At 64.7% G+C, this 17,926-nt stretch carries 16 protein-coding genes; 5 read left to right on the plus strand and 11 right to left on the minus strand.

Annotation, left to right across the window (positions count from 1 at the left end; translation table 11 throughout):
* The first annotated feature begins 74 nt into the window (after positions 1–74).
* The 4 genes from bcp (at position 75) to CXR43_RS08475 (ending at position 3,410) form a co-directional block, all read left to right on the plus strand.
* Positions 75–548: a thioredoxin-dependent thiol peroxidase gene (bcp, locus tag CXR43_RS08460; RefSeq protein WP_103333552.1), complete on the plus strand. Its 474-nt coding sequence runs from the start codon at positions 75–77 to the stop codon at positions 546–548.
* The gene (locus tag CXR43_RS08465; RefSeq protein WP_103333553.1) at positions 548–1,369 is read left to right on the plus strand and encodes a ferritin-like domain-containing protein; all 822 of its coding nucleotides are present in this window, start codon (positions 548–550) and stop codon (positions 1,367–1,369) included. The genes bcp and CXR43_RS08465 overlap by 1 nt, the downstream gene beginning before the upstream one ends.
* Positions 1,370–1,549: 180 nt before the next feature.
* The gene (locus CXR43_RS08470) at positions 1,550–2,890 is read left to right on the plus strand and encodes a M23 family metallopeptidase (RefSeq protein WP_103333554.1); all 1,341 of its coding nucleotides are present in this window, start codon (positions 1,550–1,552) and stop codon (positions 2,888–2,890) included.
* Positions 2,880–3,410 (plus strand): bactofilin family protein, encoded by a 531-nt coding sequence (locus CXR43_RS08475; protein WP_103333555.1) that lies wholly within the window; start codon positions 2,880–2,882, stop codon positions 3,408–3,410. The genes CXR43_RS08470 and CXR43_RS08475 overlap by 11 nt, the downstream gene beginning before the upstream one ends.
* Positions 3,411–3,476: 66 nt before the next feature.
* On the opposite strand, the gene CXR43_RS08480 is transcribed toward CXR43_RS08475, so the two are convergent.
* The 5 genes from CXR43_RS08480 to CXR43_RS08500 all read right to left on the minus strand — a co-directional run bounded on the left by CXR43_RS08480 (position 3,477) and on the right by CXR43_RS08500 (position 10,666).
* Complete coding sequence (locus CXR43_RS08480) at positions 3,477–4,268, minus strand: DUF2189 domain-containing protein (RefSeq protein ID WP_435530789.1); 792 nt, start codon at positions 4,266–4,268, stop codon at positions 3,477–3,479.
* A 79-nt stretch (positions 4,269–4,347) separates the two neighbouring features.
* Positions 4,348–5,472 carry a peptide chain release factor 2 gene (gene prfB / locus CXR43_RS08485; RefSeq protein WP_103333556.1) on the minus strand — a complete coding sequence of 375 codons (1,125 nt, stop codon included), beginning with the start codon at positions 5,470–5,472 and terminating at the stop codon, positions 4,348–4,350.
* Between the two features lie 96 nt (positions 5,473–5,568).
* A complete protein-coding gene (locus tag CXR43_RS08490; protein WP_103333557.1) occupies positions 5,569–8,133 on the minus strand; it encodes a penicillin-binding protein 1A in 2,565 nt (854 codons plus the stop codon).
* 108 nt (positions 8,134–8,241) lie between these two features.
* Positions 8,242–9,444, minus strand: coding sequence for an N-acetylmuramoyl-L-alanine amidase (locus CXR43_RS08495; RefSeq protein WP_246831316.1), 1,203 nt, complete (start codon positions 9,442–9,444; stop codon positions 8,242–8,244).
* A 52-nt stretch (positions 9,445–9,496) separates the two neighbouring features.
* Complete coding sequence (locus CXR43_RS08500; RefSeq protein ID WP_103333559.1) at positions 9,497–10,666, minus strand: pyridoxal phosphate-dependent aminotransferase; 1,170 nt, start codon at positions 10,664–10,666, stop codon at positions 9,497–9,499.
* Positions 10,667–10,757: 91 nt separating this feature from the next.
* On the opposite strand from CXR43_RS08500, the gene CXR43_RS08505 reads away from it, so the two are divergent.
* Positions 10,758–11,495: a DsbA family protein gene (locus CXR43_RS08505; protein ID WP_103333560.1), complete on the plus strand. Its 738-nt coding sequence runs from the start codon at positions 10,758–10,760 to the stop codon at positions 11,493–11,495.
* Here the strand turns inward: CXR43_RS08505 and lpxB are convergent.
* The 6 genes from lpxB to bamA all read right to left on the minus strand — a co-directional run bounded on the left by lpxB (position 11,480) and on the right by bamA (position 17,843).
* On the minus strand, positions 11,480–12,631 hold the full coding sequence (lpxB, locus tag CXR43_RS08510) for a lipid-A-disaccharide synthase (protein WP_103334129.1): 1,152 nt from the start codon (positions 12,629–12,631) through the stop codon (positions 11,480–11,482). The two genes, CXR43_RS08505 and lpxB, sit on opposite strands and share 16 nt — an antisense overlap.
* Entirely contained in the window at positions 12,628–13,440 is an 813-nt protein-coding gene (locus CXR43_RS08515; protein WP_103333561.1) for an LpxI family protein, read from the minus strand. Before CXR43_RS08515 ends, lpxB begins: the two co-directional genes overlap by 4 nt.
* Positions 13,437–14,234 carry an acyl-ACP--UDP-N-acetylglucosamine O-acyltransferase gene (lpxA, locus tag CXR43_RS08520; RefSeq protein WP_103333562.1) on the minus strand — a complete coding sequence of 266 codons (798 nt, stop codon included), beginning with the start codon at positions 14,232–14,234 and terminating at the stop codon, positions 13,437–13,439. Before lpxA ends, CXR43_RS08515 begins: the two co-directional genes overlap by 4 nt.
* A gap of 3 nt (positions 14,235–14,237) precedes the next feature.
* Positions 14,238–14,711, minus strand: a complete 474-nt coding sequence (gene fabZ, locus CXR43_RS08525; protein ID WP_103333563.1) for a 3-hydroxyacyl-ACP dehydratase FabZ — start codon at positions 14,709–14,711, stop codon at positions 14,238–14,240.
* Between the two features lie 100 nt (positions 14,712–14,811).
* Entirely contained in the window at positions 14,812–15,459 is a 648-nt protein-coding gene (locus tag CXR43_RS08530) for an OmpH/Skp family outer membrane protein (RefSeq protein ID WP_103333564.1), read from the minus strand.
* Positions 15,459–17,843 (minus strand): outer membrane protein assembly factor BamA, encoded by a 2,385-nt coding sequence (gene bamA, locus CXR43_RS08535; RefSeq protein ID WP_103333565.1) that lies wholly within the window; start codon positions 17,841–17,843, stop codon positions 15,459–15,461. Before bamA ends, CXR43_RS08530 begins: the two co-directional genes overlap by 1 nt.
* Between the last annotated feature and the right edge of the window lie 83 nt (positions 17,844–17,926).

A 17,926-nucleotide genomic window follows, 5' to 3' on the forward strand; every position in this document is an offset into this window, starting at 1 on the left:
GACTTGCCTTTATCTTCGCGGATCGGCAACTAAAACGCAAAGATTAGTGACCCGCAAGGCAAGGAGCCGCCCAGATGTCTGACCAGATCCCCGAAACAGGAACCATCGCGCCCGATTTCACCCTGCCACGCGATGGCGGGGAAACCGTTACGCTGTCCGCCTTCCGCCCCGGCAAGGTGGTGCTGTACTTCTATCCCAAGGACGACACCCCCGGCTGTACGCTGGAAGCGCAGGATTTCACGGCCCGCGCGGCCGAGTTTGCCACCGCTGGCACCACTGTCATCGGGATCAGCAAGGACAGCGTCAAGGCGCATGACAAATTCTGCAAAAAGCATGGGCTGCAGATCATTCTGGCCAGTGATGAGGCTGGCCAGACCTGCGAGGATTATGGCGTCTGGACGGAAAAGAGCATGTATGGCAAGACCTATATGGGCATCACCCGCGCGACCTTCCTGATCGACGGCGCAGGCAAGATCGCGCAGGTCTGGCCCAAGGTCAGTGTCAAGGGCCATGCCGATGAGGTGCTGGCGGCAGCAAAAGCGCTGTGATGATCAGCCTTGCCGAACGGGCGGTGCAGGTGCTGACCACCGCCGACGGGCGCGCCAAGGCCGCGCTGTCACGTGCCCATGCCGCCGACTGGCGGGCGGCGCGGGCGGCGGGCACACCACTGCCCATCGGCAAGGCGGCGCCGCCCGATGCGCCCGCGCGCCCTGCGACACCCGAATTGCTCGACCCGCGCGACGTGCCGCGCCGCCGGCCCGGTTCCCCCACCGGGCGTATTGCCCTGCTGCATGCGGTGGCCTATATCGAGCTGAACGCGGTCGATCTGCATTGGGATATCATCGCCCGCTTCACTGATCATCCGATGCCCATGGGGTTCTATGATGACTGGGTAAAAGCGGCGGATGAAGAATCCAAGCATTTCAACCTGATGTGCGACTGTCTTGAAGCGCTTGGCAGCCATTACGGTGCCATGCCCGCCCATGCCGGCATGTGGCGCGCGGCAAGCGACACGGCCGATGACCTGCATGGCCGTCTGGCCGTGGTGCCGATGGTGCTGGAGGCGCGCGGGTTGGATGTGACCCCCGGCATGATCGACCTGTTCCGCAAGGCCGGTGAGGCCGGTCCGGTCGCCGCGCTGGAGGTGATCTATGCCGAAGAGGTGGCCCATGTCGCCTATGGGTCGAAATGGTTCAACTGGCTCTGCGGCCGCGACGGGTCTGACCCCAAAGAGGTGTTCCACCGTCTTGTGCGCCACTATTTCCACGGCACATTGAAGCCGCCGTTCAACGAAGAAAAGCGCGCCGATGCCGGCCTGCCGCCCGATTTCTACTGGCCCCTGACAGAAAACACGGAAAAACAACTCTAGGCAGAGGCGCAAAATCGGCGGGAACTCGCCGATCGGGCAGCCAAAACGGCGGGTTGGCGGCACCCGGCGGTCAAAAATGTTGCGGGACTGTAAAGCGATGGCTAATCAGAAAGCGCTTGCCCCCCGCATGGGAGGAGCGGGCATTCGCCCTTCCTGTCTCTCACGAACGGAACGCCAGCAGTGCTCACGCGACTGACCTATCGCATCCACCATGGACTTGAACGGTACTTTCCCGAACAACGTCTCTTTCTGAAATCCGACACCGAAACCCGTTTCATCCGTCTGCGCCCCACCACGCAGGCCATTGCCCTGACCGGCGGGGCGCTGGTGCTGGGCTGGACCATCCTTGCCACCGCCATCATCCTGATGGACTCGATCAGCGCCGGGTCCGGCCGCGATCAGGCCCTGCGCCAGCAAGCCCTGTATGAACAGCGCCTGAACGCCCTGAGCATCGATCGCGATGCCCGCGCCGATGAGGCTGCCGGGGCGCAGGAACGCTTCAACCTTGCGCTGACCCAGGTGGCCGAAATGCAGGCCCGTCTGCTGGCGTCCGAAGACAGCCGCCGCGAGCTGGAAACCGGGATCGACGTGATCCAGAACACGCTGCGCCGGACCATCAAGGAACGGGATGAGGCGCGGGCCCAGGCCGAAGCCGCCGGGGTGGCACAGGTGGCCGAAAACGGCACCACCAAATCTGATGCCGGACGCGCCCGGGATGCCATGGCCACGGTGGATATCCTGACCAGCGCCCTGTCTGCCACCGCGCAGGAACGTGATCTGATGGAAGGGGCCGCCACGAAATCGGCCGAGCGGGTCGAAACCGTCATGGCCGAGAAAAAGGCCCTGCAGGCCCGCAACAACGAGATTTTCGCCAAGCTGGAAGAGGCGGTTTCCGTCTCCATGGAACCCTTGGACAAGATGTTCCGCGCCGCCGGCATGTCGCCTGATGACCTGCTCAGCCAGGTGCGCCGCGGCTACAATGGTCAAGGGGGGCCGCTTTCGCCCCTGACCCTGTCGACCAGTGGTTCGGTCTCCAACGCGGATGAACAGCGCGCCAATGCAATCCTGCAAGGGCTGGACCGGATGAACCTGTACCGTCTGGCCGCCTACAAGGCCCCCTTCGCCATGCCGGTCAAAGGCAATTTCCGCTGGACCAGCGGCTTTGGCCATCGCAACGACCCCAAGGGCATGGGCCGCCGCATGCATGAAGGCACCGACATGGCGGGCCCGCATGGCATGCCGATCCTGAGCACCGGCGACGGTGTGGTCACCTTTGCCGGCTGGTCCTCGGGCTATGGCCGCCTGGTCAAGATCCGGCATGAGTTCGGAATCGAGACGCGCTATGCTCACATGTCAGCGATCAATGTTAAGGTCGGCGAAAGGGTATCGCGCGGCGAGCAGATCGGTGCTATGGGCAACACAGGCAGGTCCACCGGGACCCACCTCCATTACGAAATCCGCATCGGCGGCAGAGCCGTGAATCCGATGACCTTCATAAAGGCAGCGAACCATGTTTTCTAAGAGCCGAATCAATGAACCCGGGCCAAAGGCAGACGACAAGTCAAAGGCCCCCGAAACTCAGGCTTCGAAACCGAACATGGACTTTACGCCATCGGCCCCCAAGGGCAAAGTTTCAGCTTCCGTCCTGTCCTCTGATCTGACCATCGTCGGCAATCTGCGCACCACCGGCGACATTCAGGTTGAAGGCACGGTCGAAGGCGATATCCGCGCCCATCTGCTGACCGTGGGCGAAAGCGCCACGATCCGCGGCGAAATCGTTGCCGATGACATCGTGGTCAATGGCCGCGTCATTGGCCGCGTGCGCGGGCTCAAGGTCCGCCTGACCGCCACCGCGCGGGTTGAGGGGGACATCATCCACAAGACCATCGCCATCGAATCCGGTGCCCATTTCGAAGGCTCGGTCCAGCGGCAGGAAGATCCGCTGGCGCAGGGCCGGATCTCGGCGCCGACCCCGCAGGCCCAGCTGGCCCCGCCACTGGGGGCCAATGCTCCGGCGCAAAAGCCCGGCGACGGCGTCTGATCTTTCGATTGCACCGCAGTACAGAAAGCGCGTCCCATCCGGGCGCGCTTTTTCCTATCTGCCCGCTCAGTCTGCGTCGAACAGCAGCGCCCGCCGGTACAGGTGCCAGGTCGCATGCCCCAGCACCGGCAGCACCACGAACAGGCCCAGAAACCCCAGCGCCATCCCGGCAAAGAGCAGCAGCGCAATCAGCAGCCCCCAGACCAGCATCACGCCGGGGTTCTGGCTGACCACGGAAAAGCTGGTGATCATTGCGGTGATGAAATCCACCTCGCGGTCCAGCAGATATGGCAGGCTGACCACGGTCAGCGCAAAAAGCGTGCCAGCAAAGCCTGCCCCAACCACGGTGCCCACCGCCAGCATCATCACGCCTTCAGCGGTCTGGAACACGGCAAGACTGCTGGTGATATTGGTCATTGTGGCATTGCCCAGAAATACCGCAAAGATCATGTGGCCGAGGAAATTCCAGAACAGGAAGAACACCACCACGACCGCCGCCATCGACGGAATCTGCCGGTCTTTCTGGGAAAAGATCACCCCGGCCACTTCGGCCAGGTCGAGGGCCTGCCCGGCCTCCAGCCGGCGTGACACCTCATAAAACCCGCACGCGATGAACGGCCCCAGAATGGGGAAGCCCGCACCGGCGATGATGGTCCACCACACCTGCCCCTTGGCCAGCAGCGCATAGCTGATCAGCCAGCCCGCCGCGACATAGACACTTGAAAACAGCAGACCATAAACCGGGGCGCGACAAAAATCCCGCCAGCCCGCCGCCAATGCGGCCCGCAAATCCGACAGATCCAGCTCTGCAATGTCACTGGCCGGGTTGGCCCCGGCCCTCATCTCGCCTGCGTCCATAACGCCTCCTGCCCTGCGGCAAGGCTAAGCGGAAACGGCAGCAGGCTCAAAGATGTATTTCAGCGAGGCAATTGCGGATTTACTCCGCATTCGCCTCGGCGCGGCTTTTGCCCGACACGTCCAGCGCCAGCGTGGCCGCCATGAACTGGTCCAGATCGCCATCCAGCACGCCCTGCGTATCGGATGTCTCCACACTGGTGCGCAGATCCTTAACCATCTGGTAAGGCTGCAGCACATAAGATCGGATCTGGTTGCCCCAGCCCGCCTCGCCCTTGTTGTCATAGGCGGCGTTGATGGCGGCGTTGCGCTTGTCCAACTCCATCTGGTACAGGCGTGAGCGCAGCGCGTTCATACAGATCTCCCGGTTCTGGTGCTGCGATTTCATCGAACTGGTGACCACGATATTGGTCGGCAAGTGGGTGATCCGCACCGCCGAGTCGGTGGTGTTCACGTGCTGGCCACCGGCCCCGGAGGACCGGTAGGTATCGATGCGGATGTCACGGTCCGGGATGTCGATCTCGATATTCTCATCCACCACCGGATAGACCCATACGGATGAGAACGAGGTGTGCCGCCGGGCCGCGGAATCATAGGGGCTGATCCGCACCAGACGGTGCACGCCGGATTCCGACTTCAGCCAGCCATAGGCATTATGCCCGGAAATCTTGTAGGAAACCGACCGAATTCCCGCCTCTTCGCCTGCGGTTTCCGATTGCATCTCAACCTTGTAACCCTTTTTCTCGGCCCAGCGGACATACATCCGCGCCAGCATGCTGGCCCAGTCACAGGATTCCGTGCCTCCAGCGCCGGCGTTCACCTCAAGGAAGGTATCATTGCCGTCGGCCTCGCCATCCAGCAGCGCTTCCAGCTCCTTGGCGGCGGCCAGCTTGGTCAGGTCGCGCAGCGCGGTTTCCGCCTCGGTCACGATCTCGGCGTCGCCCTCCGCCTCGCCCAGCTCGATCAGCTCGACATTGTCGCGCAGGCCCGATGCGATCAGATCATAGGTAGAGATGGACTCCATCAGCGCCTGACGCTCTTTCATCAGCTTCTGCGCCTTGGCAGGATCGTTCCACAGGTTGGGATCTTCGATCATCGCGTTGAATTCTTCCAGCCGGTGTGGCGCGGTTTCCCGGTCCATGCGCTGGGCCAGAAGTTTCAGCGATTTCTCGATGGTGGTCACATTGTTCTGCGTCTCGGCGCGCATGGGTCTTGATCCTTCGGGCTGGTGCCCGGCACATAGCGAAAACGGGGCCTGGGGGCAAGGGCATGGCCCTGTGCCCCCGGCCCCGCAGCTGTCGGGTTAATACAATCCGCCGGAACTCAGCGTTCCGAAATCGGCCTTGGCGGGCACGGATTTGCGCTCGCCGGTCGCGGTGGTCACGGTGGCCGCACCGCCGCCGCCGCCGCCGCCATCGGTTTCGCCATAGGCGAACAGCGGCAGGTTGCCCCCCATGGTAAAGCCGCCATCCACCATCGCGCCCAAGCCAAAGATCGGCTCTTCACCCTCGCGGAAATATTCCGCCACCACAGCGTCGCCGCTGGCATCATCGGGCAGCCGGGCCCCGCTGAACCGGTCGATATTGATGAAATAGCCCCCCGGTGGCACCTTGAACTGTCCGCCGCCGTATTTCTTGATGGCGGTGCGCATGAACTGTTCAAACACCGGGCCACAGAACCCGCCGCCCGAGGCACCGTTCATCGTCCGCGGCTGGTCATAACCGATATAGCAGCCTGCCACGATATTGCTGGTATAGCCGATGAACCACACATCCTTGTTGTCATTGGTGGTGCCGGTCTTGCCTGCCACCGGCACGGGCAGATTGATGCCGCGCGCCGTGCCACGCTGCACCACACCCTCCATCATCGAGGTCAGCTGATAGGCGGTGATCGCATTCATCACCCGTTCGCGCTTTGACGTCACCCGCAGCGCATCGCCCGGGTTGAGGCTGGCCAGCTGGCAATCTTCGCAGATCCGCTGGTCATGGCGGTACACCGTGCGGCCAAAGCGGTCCTGCACCCGGTCCACCAGCGTCGGCTCCACCCGCTCGCCGCCATTGGCAAACATCGCGTAGGCCGCCACCATCTTGAACAGCGTGGTTTCCTGCGAGCCCAGCGAATTGGCCAGAAACGCCGGCATCCGGTCATAGACGCCAAAGCGTTCGGCATAGCCTGCCACCGTATCCATGCCGATTTCCTCGGCAATCCGCACCGTCATCAGGTTGCGCGACTGCTCGATCCCGGTGCGGATGGTGGTGGGGCCATAAAACCGGTTCGACGCGTTCTTGGGCCGCCACAGACCCTGCGGCGTGTTCACCTCGATCGGGGCGTCAACCACGATGGTGGCGGGGGTAAACCCGGAATCCAGGGCGGCGGCATAGACAAAGGGCTTGAAGCTCGACCCGGGCTGGCGTGTGGCCTGTGTGGCGCGATTGAACACCGAATCCTCATAGGAGAACCCGCCCTGCATCGCCAGCACACGGCCGGTGTTCACATCCATCGCCATGAAGCCGCCCTGCACCTCGGGCACCTGCCGCAAGGACCAGCGCACAAAGCTGCCGTCGGAGTCACTGGTCACCGCGCGCACCAAGACCACATCGCCCACCGAGACCAGATCACTGGCGCGCTGCGCCCGTGGCCCCAGGCTGCCATCTGCCCGCCGCTTGCGCGCCCAGGTCACGTCCTCGGCCGGGATGAAATGGCCGTCGTCGTCTTCCGGCTGGCCTTCAATCCCGATGCGGGCGGCGCGGTCACCGGTTTCCAGCACCACCGCCGGGAACCAGCCCGCCACGTCGCGCGGCACCGCCACGCCGGCCAAAGCCGCGCGCCAGCTGTCTTCCGAGGTCAGCTGATCCACCGGCACGCTATGCCCCGTGCCGCGCCAGACACCCTGATCACGGTCATAGCGCTCCAGCCCCCGGCGCAGCGCCTCGGCTGCCGCGCCCTGCATTTCGGGGTCTGCGGTGGCCCGGATCGACAGACCGCCGCCAAAGAACTCTTCCTCGCCAAAGCTGCCCGACAGCTGGCGACGGATTTCATCGGTGAAATAATCGCGCGGCGGCAAGGCATCGCGGAAGGCCGGAAAATCGCCGTTCTGTACCGATTTCAGCGGCAAGACCCGCTCTGCCTCATAGGTTGCCTCGGTGATATAGCCGTTCTGCCACATCTCGCGCAGCACATAGTTGCGGCGCTCTGTCACCCGCTCTTTGGCCGTCACCGGATGGTAGCGGCCCGGGGCCTGCGGCATCGCGGCCAGCATCGCGGCCTCATGCGGGGCCAGATCGGTCAGCGGCTTGTTGAAATAGGTCTGCGACGCTGCCGCCACGCCATAGCTGTTCTGGCCAAGGAAGATCTCGTTCATGTAAAGCTCAAGGATCTTGTCCTTGCTCAGCGTCTCTTCCAGCCGGCTGGCCAGGATCAGTTCCTTGATCTTGCGCTCGCCGGTGCGGTCGCTCGACAGCAGGAAGTTCTTCATCACCTGCTGGGTGATGGTCGAGGCCCCGCGCACATTCTGGCCCCGGCTGACAACCGCGTCACGCAGCGCCGATGCCATGCCCGTCACGTCATAGCCGGCATGGGAATAGAAGTTCTTGTCCTCGGCGCTGATGAAGGCCTGTTTCACCAGATCGGGAATTTCCTCGATCGGCACGAACAGCCGCCGCTCCTTGGCGAATTCGTCGATGATCTGGCCTTCGCCGGAATAGATTCGGCTGATGGTGGGCGGCGCATATTGCGCCAGCCGCTCATGACTGGGCAAGTCACGGGAATACATATAGAAAACCGCGCCAACCGACAGGGCGGCAAACAGCACCCCCATGGTGATCATGGTGAAGATGCCACCAAAGAATGAGCCTATGAAGCGGACCAACCGACAACTCCCGTATCCTGTCGGGGCCTTATACATGGGCCGTGCCCTGCGGTCAAAACGAACGCCCCGTCGCAGGCACCGGCTCGCGCAATCGTCACTGCGCCGCCCCTAGCGGCGCAGCGCCGACAACGCCGCATCTTCCGCGGCCCAGGCTTTCAACCCATCGCGCAGCGCCAATGCCATCGTGGCCCGCCAGTCCGGATCGATCAGCCGGGCCAGATCCTGTGTCGAAGACATGAAGCCCAGTTCCACCAGCACCGATGGAATGTCGGGCGATTTGAGCACGGAAAACCCTGCGGTCTGGCGCGGATGCCGGTGCATGCGCAGCCCCGCCGCCTTGATCGCACCTTCCAGCGCCAGCGTCAGCCGTTCAATGCGCGGCACGGTCTCGGTGCGCGCCATGTCCATCAGCACGGACGCCACCAGATCATCCTGCTCGGTCAGATCGACGCCGGACAAAAGGTCATCCCGGTCATGCCGTTCCGCCAGGGCCTGTGACGCGGCGTCACTCGCCTCATCCGACAGGGTATAGAGCGTCGCGCCCACCGCCTCGCCCTCGGCCAGAGCATCGGCATGCAGCGACAGGAAGACATGGGCCCCCGCCGCCCGCGCGATGGAAATCCGCGCCTCCAGCGGCACGAAGACATCTTCCTCGCGGGTCAGGATGACCTGAAATCCGCCATCGCGCAGCAACAGGTCTTTCAGCTCGCGCGCAAAGCCCAGCATCAACCCGGCCTCGGTCAGCCCGTCGCGTTCCGCCCCCGGATCGATGCCGCCATGGCCGGGGTCCAGCACCACCACCAGCGGCCCGGTCCCGCGCGGGGCCGCCGCGCGCGGCAGATCAGTCCCCCGCGGCAGTGCCCAAGCCTTTGGCTCGGGCTGGGCCGCGGCTGCGGCAAAGGCTGCGGCACTTGCAGGGTCCAGCTGCAAGCGCACCCGCGCCCCGCCGTCGCCCGTCACCATCTCGGCCCGCGCCACCAGATGCGGCCCCGCCAGCTCCATCACCAGCCGCGACCAACCCTGCCGCACCACCCCGGCGCGCAGGTCGACCACCGCATCCGCGCCGCGGTCCACCGCATCCAGCCCGGTCCAGTCCACCTCGCGCATGTCCAGCACCAGACGGGGCGGCGCGTCCAGCACCCGCACCCGCCAGGGCACCGGCTGGCTCAGCGCCAGATCCACCGCCACCCCGCCCTGCCGGTCCTCCACCACCGAGGCCTCCGGCACCAGCCGCGCCAGCGCCGACAAGTCCTGTGCCGCGCCCGCCCCGGACCACAGCACCCCCACAAGGATCAGCAGCCAAACCCTCACCCTAACGCCCAGCCCATTATCTGTTTCCAAATATCCCCGCCGGAGGCGCACCTCAGCCCCCTGCGTTCCCGCCGGCCAGCCCGCGCGCCACCATGAACGCCCGCAACCGCGCCAGCCCCTCGACAATATCCGCCGTCCCCCGCGCATAGGAAAACCGCAAGCTTTGCCGCCCGCGCACCGGGTCAAAGTCCACCCCCGGGGTCACCGCCACCCCGGCTTTTTGCAGGATTTCGCGCGCAAAGGCCAGCGAGTCCGGGGTCAGCTCTGCCACATCGGCATAGACGTAGAAGGCACCATCGGGCGGGGCGATTTTCGTGAACCCGGCCAGCGGCAGCCCCTCCAGCATCAGCGCGCGATTGGTGGCATAGATGGCACGGTTGGCCTCCAGCTCATCCATACACTCCAGCGCCGCAAGCGCCACGATCTGGCTGGCATGCGGCGGGCAGATGAACATGTTCTGCGCCAGCCGCTCCACTGTGCGCACATGGTCGGGCGGCACCACCATCCAGCCGACACGCCAGCCGGTCATGCTGAAATATTTGGAAAAGGAATTGATCACATAGCAGTCATCGGTGATTTCCAGCGCCGACACCGCCCGCGCGCCATAGTGCAGCCCGTGGTAAATCTCGTCCGACACAAAGGATATGTCGCGCGCCGCGCAATGGCTGATCAGCGCCGCGAGGGCCGCATGATCCAGCATCGTGCCCGTGGGATTGCCGGGCGAGGCCACGATCAGCCCTGCCATATCCACCCCCTCCAGATCTGCCGGCACCGGTTGCAACCGGTTCGCGGCATGGGTGGCAATGCCCACCGGCTGCAAGGACAGCGCCCGCAGGATCTGGCGATAGCTTGGATAGCCCGGCTCGCCCAGACCCACCCGGTCGCCCGCATCAAACAGTGCGGTGAAGGCCAAGAGAAAGGCCGCCGACGATCCCGAGGTCACCACCACCCGCGCCGGGTCCAGATCCACCCCGTACCAGCGCCGGTAGAGTGCCGCGATTCCGGCGCGCAGCTCCGGCACGCCAAGCGCCACGGTATAGCCCAACGGCCCCGCCGCCATCGCCTGCGTCAAAGCCGCCCGCGCCGCAGCCGGAGCCGGGGTGCCGGGCTGTCCCACCTCCATATGGATCACCGACCGCCCCGCTGCCTCCAGCAGACGCGCCTCTTCCATCACATCCATCACAATGAAGGGATCGACATCACCCCGTCTTGAACTCTTCATGCCCGCCCCTCTATGGTCTTGGCGCAGTGTCCCGGTTCGCGGGGCAAGGTCAAGCCTTCGCCTTTCCCCTTCACCCCAGCCAGAGAAGCCCATGATCCTCAGAACCCTGATCGGCATCACCGCAATGATGATGACCTCAACCGTCGCCCTGGCCGAAATGACCCCGGCCGAGCGTGAGGCGTTCCGGGCCGAGGTGCGCGCCTTCCTGCTCGAAGAGCCCGAAGTGCTGGTCGAGGCGATGGAGGTGCTGCAAGGCCAGCAGGAAATGCAGGCCGCCGAGCGCGATCTGGCCATGCTGCGCGACAATGCCGATCTGATTTACCGCGACCCCAATTCCTGGGCCGGCGGCAATCTGGAGGCCGACCTGACCATCGTCGAATTTGTCGATTACCGCTGCGGCTATTGCCGCCGCGCGCATGACGAGGTGGCAGATCTGGTAGAATCGGACGGCAATATCCGTCTTGTGCTCAAGGAATTCCCGATCCTTGGCGAACAATCGCTGTTGTCGTCTCAGTTTGCCATCGCAGTGCGCCAGCTGCATGGCGATGATGCCTACAAGGCCGCGCATGACGCGCTCATTGCCCTGCGCGGCGATGCGACCCCGGAAACATTGGCGCGTCTGGCCTCAGATCTGGGGCATGACCCTGCCGCCATCGCCGATCAGATGGCAAAGCCCGAGGTGCAGGCGATCATCGACACCAACCACGCGCTTGGCGGGCTGATGGAGATCAACGGCACCCCGACCTTTGTGATCGATGAAACCATGGTGCGCGGCTATGTGCCGCTCGAAGGCATGCGCCAGATCGTCGCCGGTCAGCGGGCGGGCTGACCGATCACACCGCGCCCGGCCAGAAAATCCAGCACCGATTGCGCCGCCCGCTGCCCCGGCGGTGGGCCACCCTGCCCCAGGCGCTGCATCGTCAGGCGCATCGCCTCACGCTGCGCCGCGTCGCCGCTGCGCAGCAACTGCAACACGGCAGGCGCGATCTTCTCCGCCCGGCAGTCCGGCCCGATGAATTCCGGCACCGTCCGGGTTTCCGACACCAGATTGACCAGCGTCACCGTGTCGATCAACGCCGCGCGCCGCATCAGCCACAGGGTCACCGGGTTCATGTCATAGGCGATCACCATCGGGCAATCATTGGCCGCCAGTTCCAGACTGACCGTGCCCGAGGCCGCAATCGCCACATCCGCCGCCGCGAAAGCCGCGCGTTTGGTGGCGGCATCCTGAATGATCTGTGGCGCAATCGCCCAATCCGCCGTCAGATCCTGCACCAGACCGGCCACGCCCCGCACTGTGGGCAAGGCCACCCGCGCATCGGGATGCACCGCCTTGATCCGCGCCACCACCTGCCCCAGCACCGGGGCCAGCCGCGCGACCTCGCCCTTGCGCGACCCCGGAAGCGCCAAGATCAGCGGGCCATGGCCGCGCATCATCTGAGTTTCCACCTCTGTCGCCAAAGGCTCTGCCACCACCGGATGGCCGACGAAATCACAGGTCATCCCGGCGGCTGTCATATAGGGCGGCTCGAACGGCAACAGTGCCAGCACATGATCGACGACCCGCGCCATCTTGGCCGCCCGCCCGGGGCGCCAGGCCCAGACCGAGGGGGCGACATAATGAATCACCGGAAAACCGGGGCGCGCGGCTTTGACAATGGCCGCGACACGCAAACAGAAATCGGGGCTGTCGATGGTCACCAGCGCCTGCGCGCCTGACTCCAGCACCGCCGCCGCTGCCTGCGCAATCCGGCGTTTGAGCGCAAAATACCGGGGCAGCACCTCGACCAGCCCCATCACCGACAATTCTTCCATCGGGAACAAGCTGTCCAGGCCTTCGGCCTGCATCAGCGGCCCGCCGATACCGTCAAATTTCACCCCGGGCGACAGCGCGGCCAGCCCTGACATCAGGGCCGCCCCCAGCCGGTCGCCCGACGGTTCCCCCGCAATCAGGAACAGATTCAGCGCGCCCACAGGAACAGGCCCGCATCCCTGGCCGCAGCAATCATCGCATCAAGATCAAGGCAGATCACCCCGCCCGCCTGCCAGACTATGCCGCCAAGCCCCGCCTGCGCCACCCGCGCCACCGTCTCTGGCCCCAAGGTCGGCAGATCGACGCGCAGATCCTGCCCAGGCTTTGGAGCCTTGTAGAACAGGCCGCGCGTGCCGCTGGGGCGCAATCGCGGTGGCACGCCGGCAACCCCCGCCAGCATGGCATCGGTGCCCGGCAAAGCCTCTACCGCCAGACACAGGCCCTGCGCCACCACGCAGCCCTGACCCACGTCCACCGCACCAAGGGCCGCGACAATCGCGGCCGCGCGCGTGGCGTCCGCCTCATCCTGCGGGCCTATCATGCCGCAGAGCACCCCCGCCCCCGGCACCAGACCCGGCGCGAGCTCGGCGGTGCCGACCACCGCGAAACCGGCGTCCTCGAACAGACCAATCACCGCGCGTAAGGTCGCATCATCGCCCTGCGCCATCGCCGCCATCAGGCGCGGCACCAGTTGCGCCGTCCCCGCATCAAACAGCGCCGGGTCCAGCCTTGGCCGCTGGACCGCCCCGGCAAAGGTCACCCGGGTGACCCCAGCCTCTTCCAGCGCATGAAAGAACGGCACCAGCCGTTCGACGCGGAACACCATGTCGACGGCCAGACCCTCTGGCACGAACCCATCAAGTGCGCAGATCAGCGGCGCATCCAGCTCTGCCGCCACGGCAGCGGGCAGCCGCCCGGTCCCGGCAATGATCGCCGTGCGGATCAGGGTCGGGCCGGTCATTTCGGGGTCAGAAAGCTGCGGTCGCTGGCCGACAGGATGAAATCGGTCATCTCGCGCACATGCGCCGATTCCGTTTCTTCCGACAGCCGACGCGCGCGGTCCACGAAAGACCCCTCTCCCTGGGCCAGCATCTGGTAGCCTGCGCGCAAGGCGGTGATTTCCGACCGCTCCACCCCGCGGCGCTTCAGCCCCACAAGGTTCAGCCCGTCCAGCACCCCGCGCGGCCCCTGCACCAACCCATGCGGCAGCACGTCATTGGTCACCATGGTAACCGCCCCGATGATCGCCCCGCGCCCCACCCGCACCCATTGATGCACGCCCGACAGACCGCCAACGATCACATCGTCCCCGATCTGGCAATGCCCGGCAATCGCCGCCTGATTGGCCAGGATCACCCGGTTGCCCATGCTGGCATCATGGCCGACATGGGCGCCCGTCATCAACAGGCAATCATCGCCAATCCGCGTGACCCCGCCGCCGCCTTCGGTGCCGGTGTTCAGCGTCGCCCCTTCGCGAATGCGGCAGCGCGCGCCCACGATCAGCCGGGTGCGTTCGCCCTTGAACTTCAGATCCTGCGGCACCTCGCCCACGCAGGCGAAAGGGAAGATCACCGTGTCTTCGCCCACATCCGTCCAGCCGGTCACCACGGCATGCGATTTCACCACCACGCCCGCAGCAAGCGTCACCTCGGCCCCGATCACCGCAAAAGGGCCAACCTCGACCCCGGCCCCGATCACGGCACCGGGCTCGACCACGGCCATCGGGTGGATGCGGGCGGATGGGTCAATGGTCATGACTCAGGCCCTTTTCGGCACATCGAACATCGCGGTGAACTCGGCCTCGCAGGCCAGCTCGTCCCCGACCATGGCGCGGCCCGCGAATTTCCAGACCCGGCCACCCCCGCGCAGCGCCGTGACATGCAGTTCCAGCACATCGCCCGGCACCACCTTGCGGCGGAATTTCACGCCATCAACCCCCATGAAGAAGACATTGGCATTCTTGTCCACCAGATCCATCGACAGGCCGACCAGAATGCCACTGGTCTGCGCCATCGCCTCGATGATCATCACGCCCGGAAAGATCGGCACGCCGGGAAAATGGCCGGTGAACTGTGGTTCGTTCATCGTCACGCATTTGATACCGACACAGCTTTTGTCGATCTGGATGTCAACCACCTTGTCCACCAGCAGAAACGGATAGCGATGCGGCAGGATGCGCTGGATCAGCGCGATATCGGCCGTCTGGCCCGTGGTCTTGGTGGTGTCGGTCATTCACGATCCCCGTCTTTGTCTTGCATGCGGGCTGCATGGCTCTTTGGACTTTGCTACCAATTGCAACGCAGCCCGGCAAGGGATTGCGCCTGGCCCCGCCTCAGGGCTGGGGCGCGTCCCCGCCCGCGACCGAGGGGTCCGCAGGCGGCGGCTCCTCTGGTTCTGGCACGGCCAGCACTGCGGCCCCATCGCCCAGCCGGGCGTCCAGCCGGGCAATCGCCTGTTCGGTGATGTCGATCCGGTCAAAGCTCAGGATCACCGCCGCCCGGTCAATGATGGCCACCGCGCCAAGATCCTGCATCAGCTCGGCCAGAACCGGCACCGCAAGCTCGAAAAACCGTTGCTGTTCGGCGTCGCGGCTGCGGGTGACCGACCGGCTCTTGGCCTCCTGCGCCACACGCAATTCTTCAACCCTTGTGTCGAATTCACGCGCAAGGGTGCGAAACTCGTCCATCGGCAGCGTCGCCCGCCGTTCGGTCAGGGCGCGCTCTTCCGCCTCCAGCGCGGCCTCCAGCCGACGGTTTTCCGCCAGCAGGTCCGCCGAGGCGGTCTCGACCCGTGCCAGAATGGCCCGGCCCATCAGCGACTCTTCAAACAAGCGGGCGCGGTCCAGCGTGACAACCGCCGAAGGGTTGGCCGCAGGCTGCTCTGCCTCCGGCGGCACGCTGCCGGGGGCACCCTGCGCCAGCGCTGGCCCGGCAGAGCCAAGGGCCAGCAACAGACAGACGCACCACCGGACGCAGATCATCAGAACCGGGTGGAGATCGTCAGATCGAAAGACCGTTCCAGGTCATAGTCCTCTTGCACCAAAGCGCGGGAGAAGTTGAAGCGCAAAGGCCCGATCGGCGCATCCCACAGCACAGACAGACCCACGGCCGCCCGCGGATTGAATCCGGTGTCGATCGGCGCGCCCAAGGCGTCGACAACCGTGCCATCCAGACCCCAGACCGAACCGACATCCAGGAAGACGCCGCCACTGATGCCGTATTCTTCGGGCAGGCCCAGCGGGAAATCCGCCTCGAACCGCGCGACAGCATAGAAGTTGCCGCCCAGAGCATCATCGGTCACCGTATCGCGCGGACCGATCCCGTTGCCTTCAAAGCCGCGGATCTTGCTGTTGCCAAAGAAGCGCTCGGTCACCCGGGTGTTGTATCCGCCGATTGCCGAAATCGCACCGGCCTCGAAGATCGCGCGCAAGGTGACATCTTCGTTCAGGATCTTGCGTTCGGCCAAGGCCTGAACTTCGGTAGACAGATACTTGGCGTCACCGCCCAGCCCGGCATAATCCTGACTGAAGCGGAAGACCACACCGCGATCCGGGCTCAGCCCGCCGATCCGCGTGTCATAGCTGTAGGTATAGCCAACGGCCGAGGTGATTTCACCATCCCGCGCGGTTTCGTCGCGCAGCGTCGGGTTGACCTCGGTCGCCGGGTCGATCGTGCCATTGCCGTCGACATCCCGGCCCTCGTACCCTTTGATCGTGTTCTTCGCCAAACCGTAGCGCACTTCCAGCCGGCTCACTTCGCCCACAGGGAAGGACAGCGCCACCCGTCCGCCAACCCGGGCGGTGTCATAGATGGCATTGCGCTGATCGGTCACGTCATAAAACGCGCCCAGCGACAGCGACAGATCGCGCCCCAAAAAGGCCGGTTCCGTGATCGAGATCGACGAAGAGGTACTGTCGGTGGCGGTGGACACTGCAACAGACAGGGCCTGACCGCGCCCCAGGAAGTTCGATTCCGAAAAGCCGATGTTCACCCCGACCCCGGCATCCACCCCGTAGCTTGCGCCAAAGGACAGCGACCCGGTGGGCTGCTCTTCCACGTTGACATCGACGATCACCTGATCCGACGCCGAACCGGGCCGCGCATTGACCTGCGCATCCGAGAAAAAGCCAAGCGCGCGAATGCGTTCTGCCGATTGGCGCACTTCACGCGGGTTGAAGGGGTCGCCTTCGGCACTGCGGAACTGACGGCGGATCACCTGATCCAGCGTGGTGGTATTGCCTTCAATATCGATGCGCTCGACAAACACGCGCTCGCCCCGCACCAGCGCAAATTCCAGATCCAGCGTGCCGGTCCGGTCATTGCGGGTGATACGCGGATCGACGCGCACGAAGGTCAGCCCCTTGCGCAGCGCCAGATTTTCCATCCGCGCGATGGTGTTTTCCACCACCAGCGGCGAATAGGGCACGCCCGAGCGCACCCGCGACAGCGCGCCGAATTCCGCCGCATCCAGACCTTCGATCTCGGACACGGTGGTGACGCCGCCAAACCGGTATTGCCGCCCTTCGCGGATCGCAAAGCTGACAAAGACCGCATCGCGCTCGCGCGCCACTTCGGCCGAGGCGTCGGTGACCTGAATATCGACATAGCCGCGCGCCAGATAGAAATCGCGCAGCAACTGCTTGTCCAGTTCCAGCCGCTCGGCCACGAAGGTATCGCGCTGGATCAGGGTGCGCAAAAGCCCGGCCTGCTTGGTTTCCAGCACCTGCCGCAAGCGGCGGTCACTGAAGGCGCGGTTGCCGATGAAGGACAGCCGCTCAATCTCGGTCACGCGGCCTTCGGTGATCTCGAACGCCAGATCGACCCGGCCTTCGCTGCGGCGGATCAGCTTTGGGGTCACGGTCGCGGCAATCCGGCCACGGGCCCGGTAGGCTTCGGCAATCGCCGCCGCATCCGCCTCGGCCACACTGGGCGAATAGACCCGGCGCTGCTGCGACTGGATCAGGCCGGCCAGTTCTTCATCATTCAGGCGCTTGTTGCCTTCAAAGTTGATGACATTGACGATCGGATATTCCTGCACCCGGATCACCAGCTGCCTGCCCTGCGGCACGATCTCGACCGTCTGGAACAGGCCCGAGCGGACCAGCCCCTGATAGGCATCGTTCAGCCCGCCCTGGCTCAGGGCCTGCCCGCGCCTGATTCCGGCAAAGCCAAGAATAGTGGCATTGTCGACGCGCTGATTGCCTTCGATCACAACCTGATCAAAGGCATATTGCTGCGCCGATGCGGGGGCGAAGATCGCCGCCGAAGCCGTTGCGGTGGAAAGAAAAAGCGCGGTCAGAATGCGCTTGCGGACGGCCGCCTTGCCATGCGCCACGCGTTCTGCGGCACCCGCTGTATCGTGCATGACAATGCCCCATATCAACAAACTGTTGTGTCTTCACTAGACGGAAGTGCGGGGCTTGTCAAAGCGTTGGACGCGGCTTTGCC

The sequence above is a fragment of the Pseudotabrizicola formosa genome, assembly GCF_002900965.1.
Classification (GTDB): Bacteria; Pseudomonadota; Alphaproteobacteria; order Rhodobacterales; family Rhodobacteraceae; genus Pseudotabrizicola; species Pseudotabrizicola formosa.

Bases quoted from the DNA above. Each gene is read 5' to 3' on its own strand.
- bcp (WP_103333552.1), top strand. From the start codon at position 75: ATGTCTGACCAGATCCCCGAAACAGGAACCATCGCGCCCGATTTCACC.
- CXR43_RS08465 (WP_103333553.1), top strand. From the start codon at position 548: ATGATCAGCCTTGCCGAACGGGCGGTGCAGGTGCTGACCACCGCCGAC.
- CXR43_RS08475 (WP_103333555.1), top strand. From the start codon at position 2,880: ATGTTTTCTAAGAGCCGAATCAATGAACCCGGGCCAAAGGCAGACGAC.
- CXR43_RS08480 (WP_435530789.1), bottom strand. From the start codon at position 4,268: ATGGACGCAGGCGAGATGAGGGCCGGGGCCAACCCGGCCAGTGACATT.
- prfB (WP_103333556.1), bottom strand. From the start codon at position 5,472: ATGCGCGCCGAGACGCAGAACAATGTGACCACCATCGAGAAATCGCTG.
- CXR43_RS08500 (WP_103333559.1), bottom strand. From the start codon at position 10,666: ATGAAGAGTTCAAGACGGGGTGATGTCGATCCCTTCATTGTGATGGAT.
- CXR43_RS08505 (WP_103333560.1), top strand. From the start codon at position 10,758: ATGATCCTCAGAACCCTGATCGGCATCACCGCAATGATGATGACCTCA.
- CXR43_RS08515 (WP_103333561.1), bottom strand. From the start codon at position 13,440: ATGACCGGCCCGACCCTGATCCGCACGGCGATCATTGCCGGGACCGGG.
- lpxA (WP_103333562.1), bottom strand. From the start codon at position 14,234: ATGACCATTGACCCATCCGCCCGCATCCACCCGATGGCCGTGGTCGAG.
- fabZ (WP_103333563.1), bottom strand. From the start codon at position 14,711: ATGACCGACACCACCAAGACCACGGGCCAGACGGCCGATATCGCGCTG.
- CXR43_RS08530 (WP_103333564.1), bottom strand. From the start codon at position 15,459: ATGATCTGCGTCCGGTGGTGCGTCTGTCTGTTGCTGGCCCTTGGCTCT.
- bamA (WP_103333565.1), bottom strand. From the start codon at position 17,843: ATGCACGATACAGCGGGTGCCGCAGAACGCGTGGCGCATGGCAAGGCG.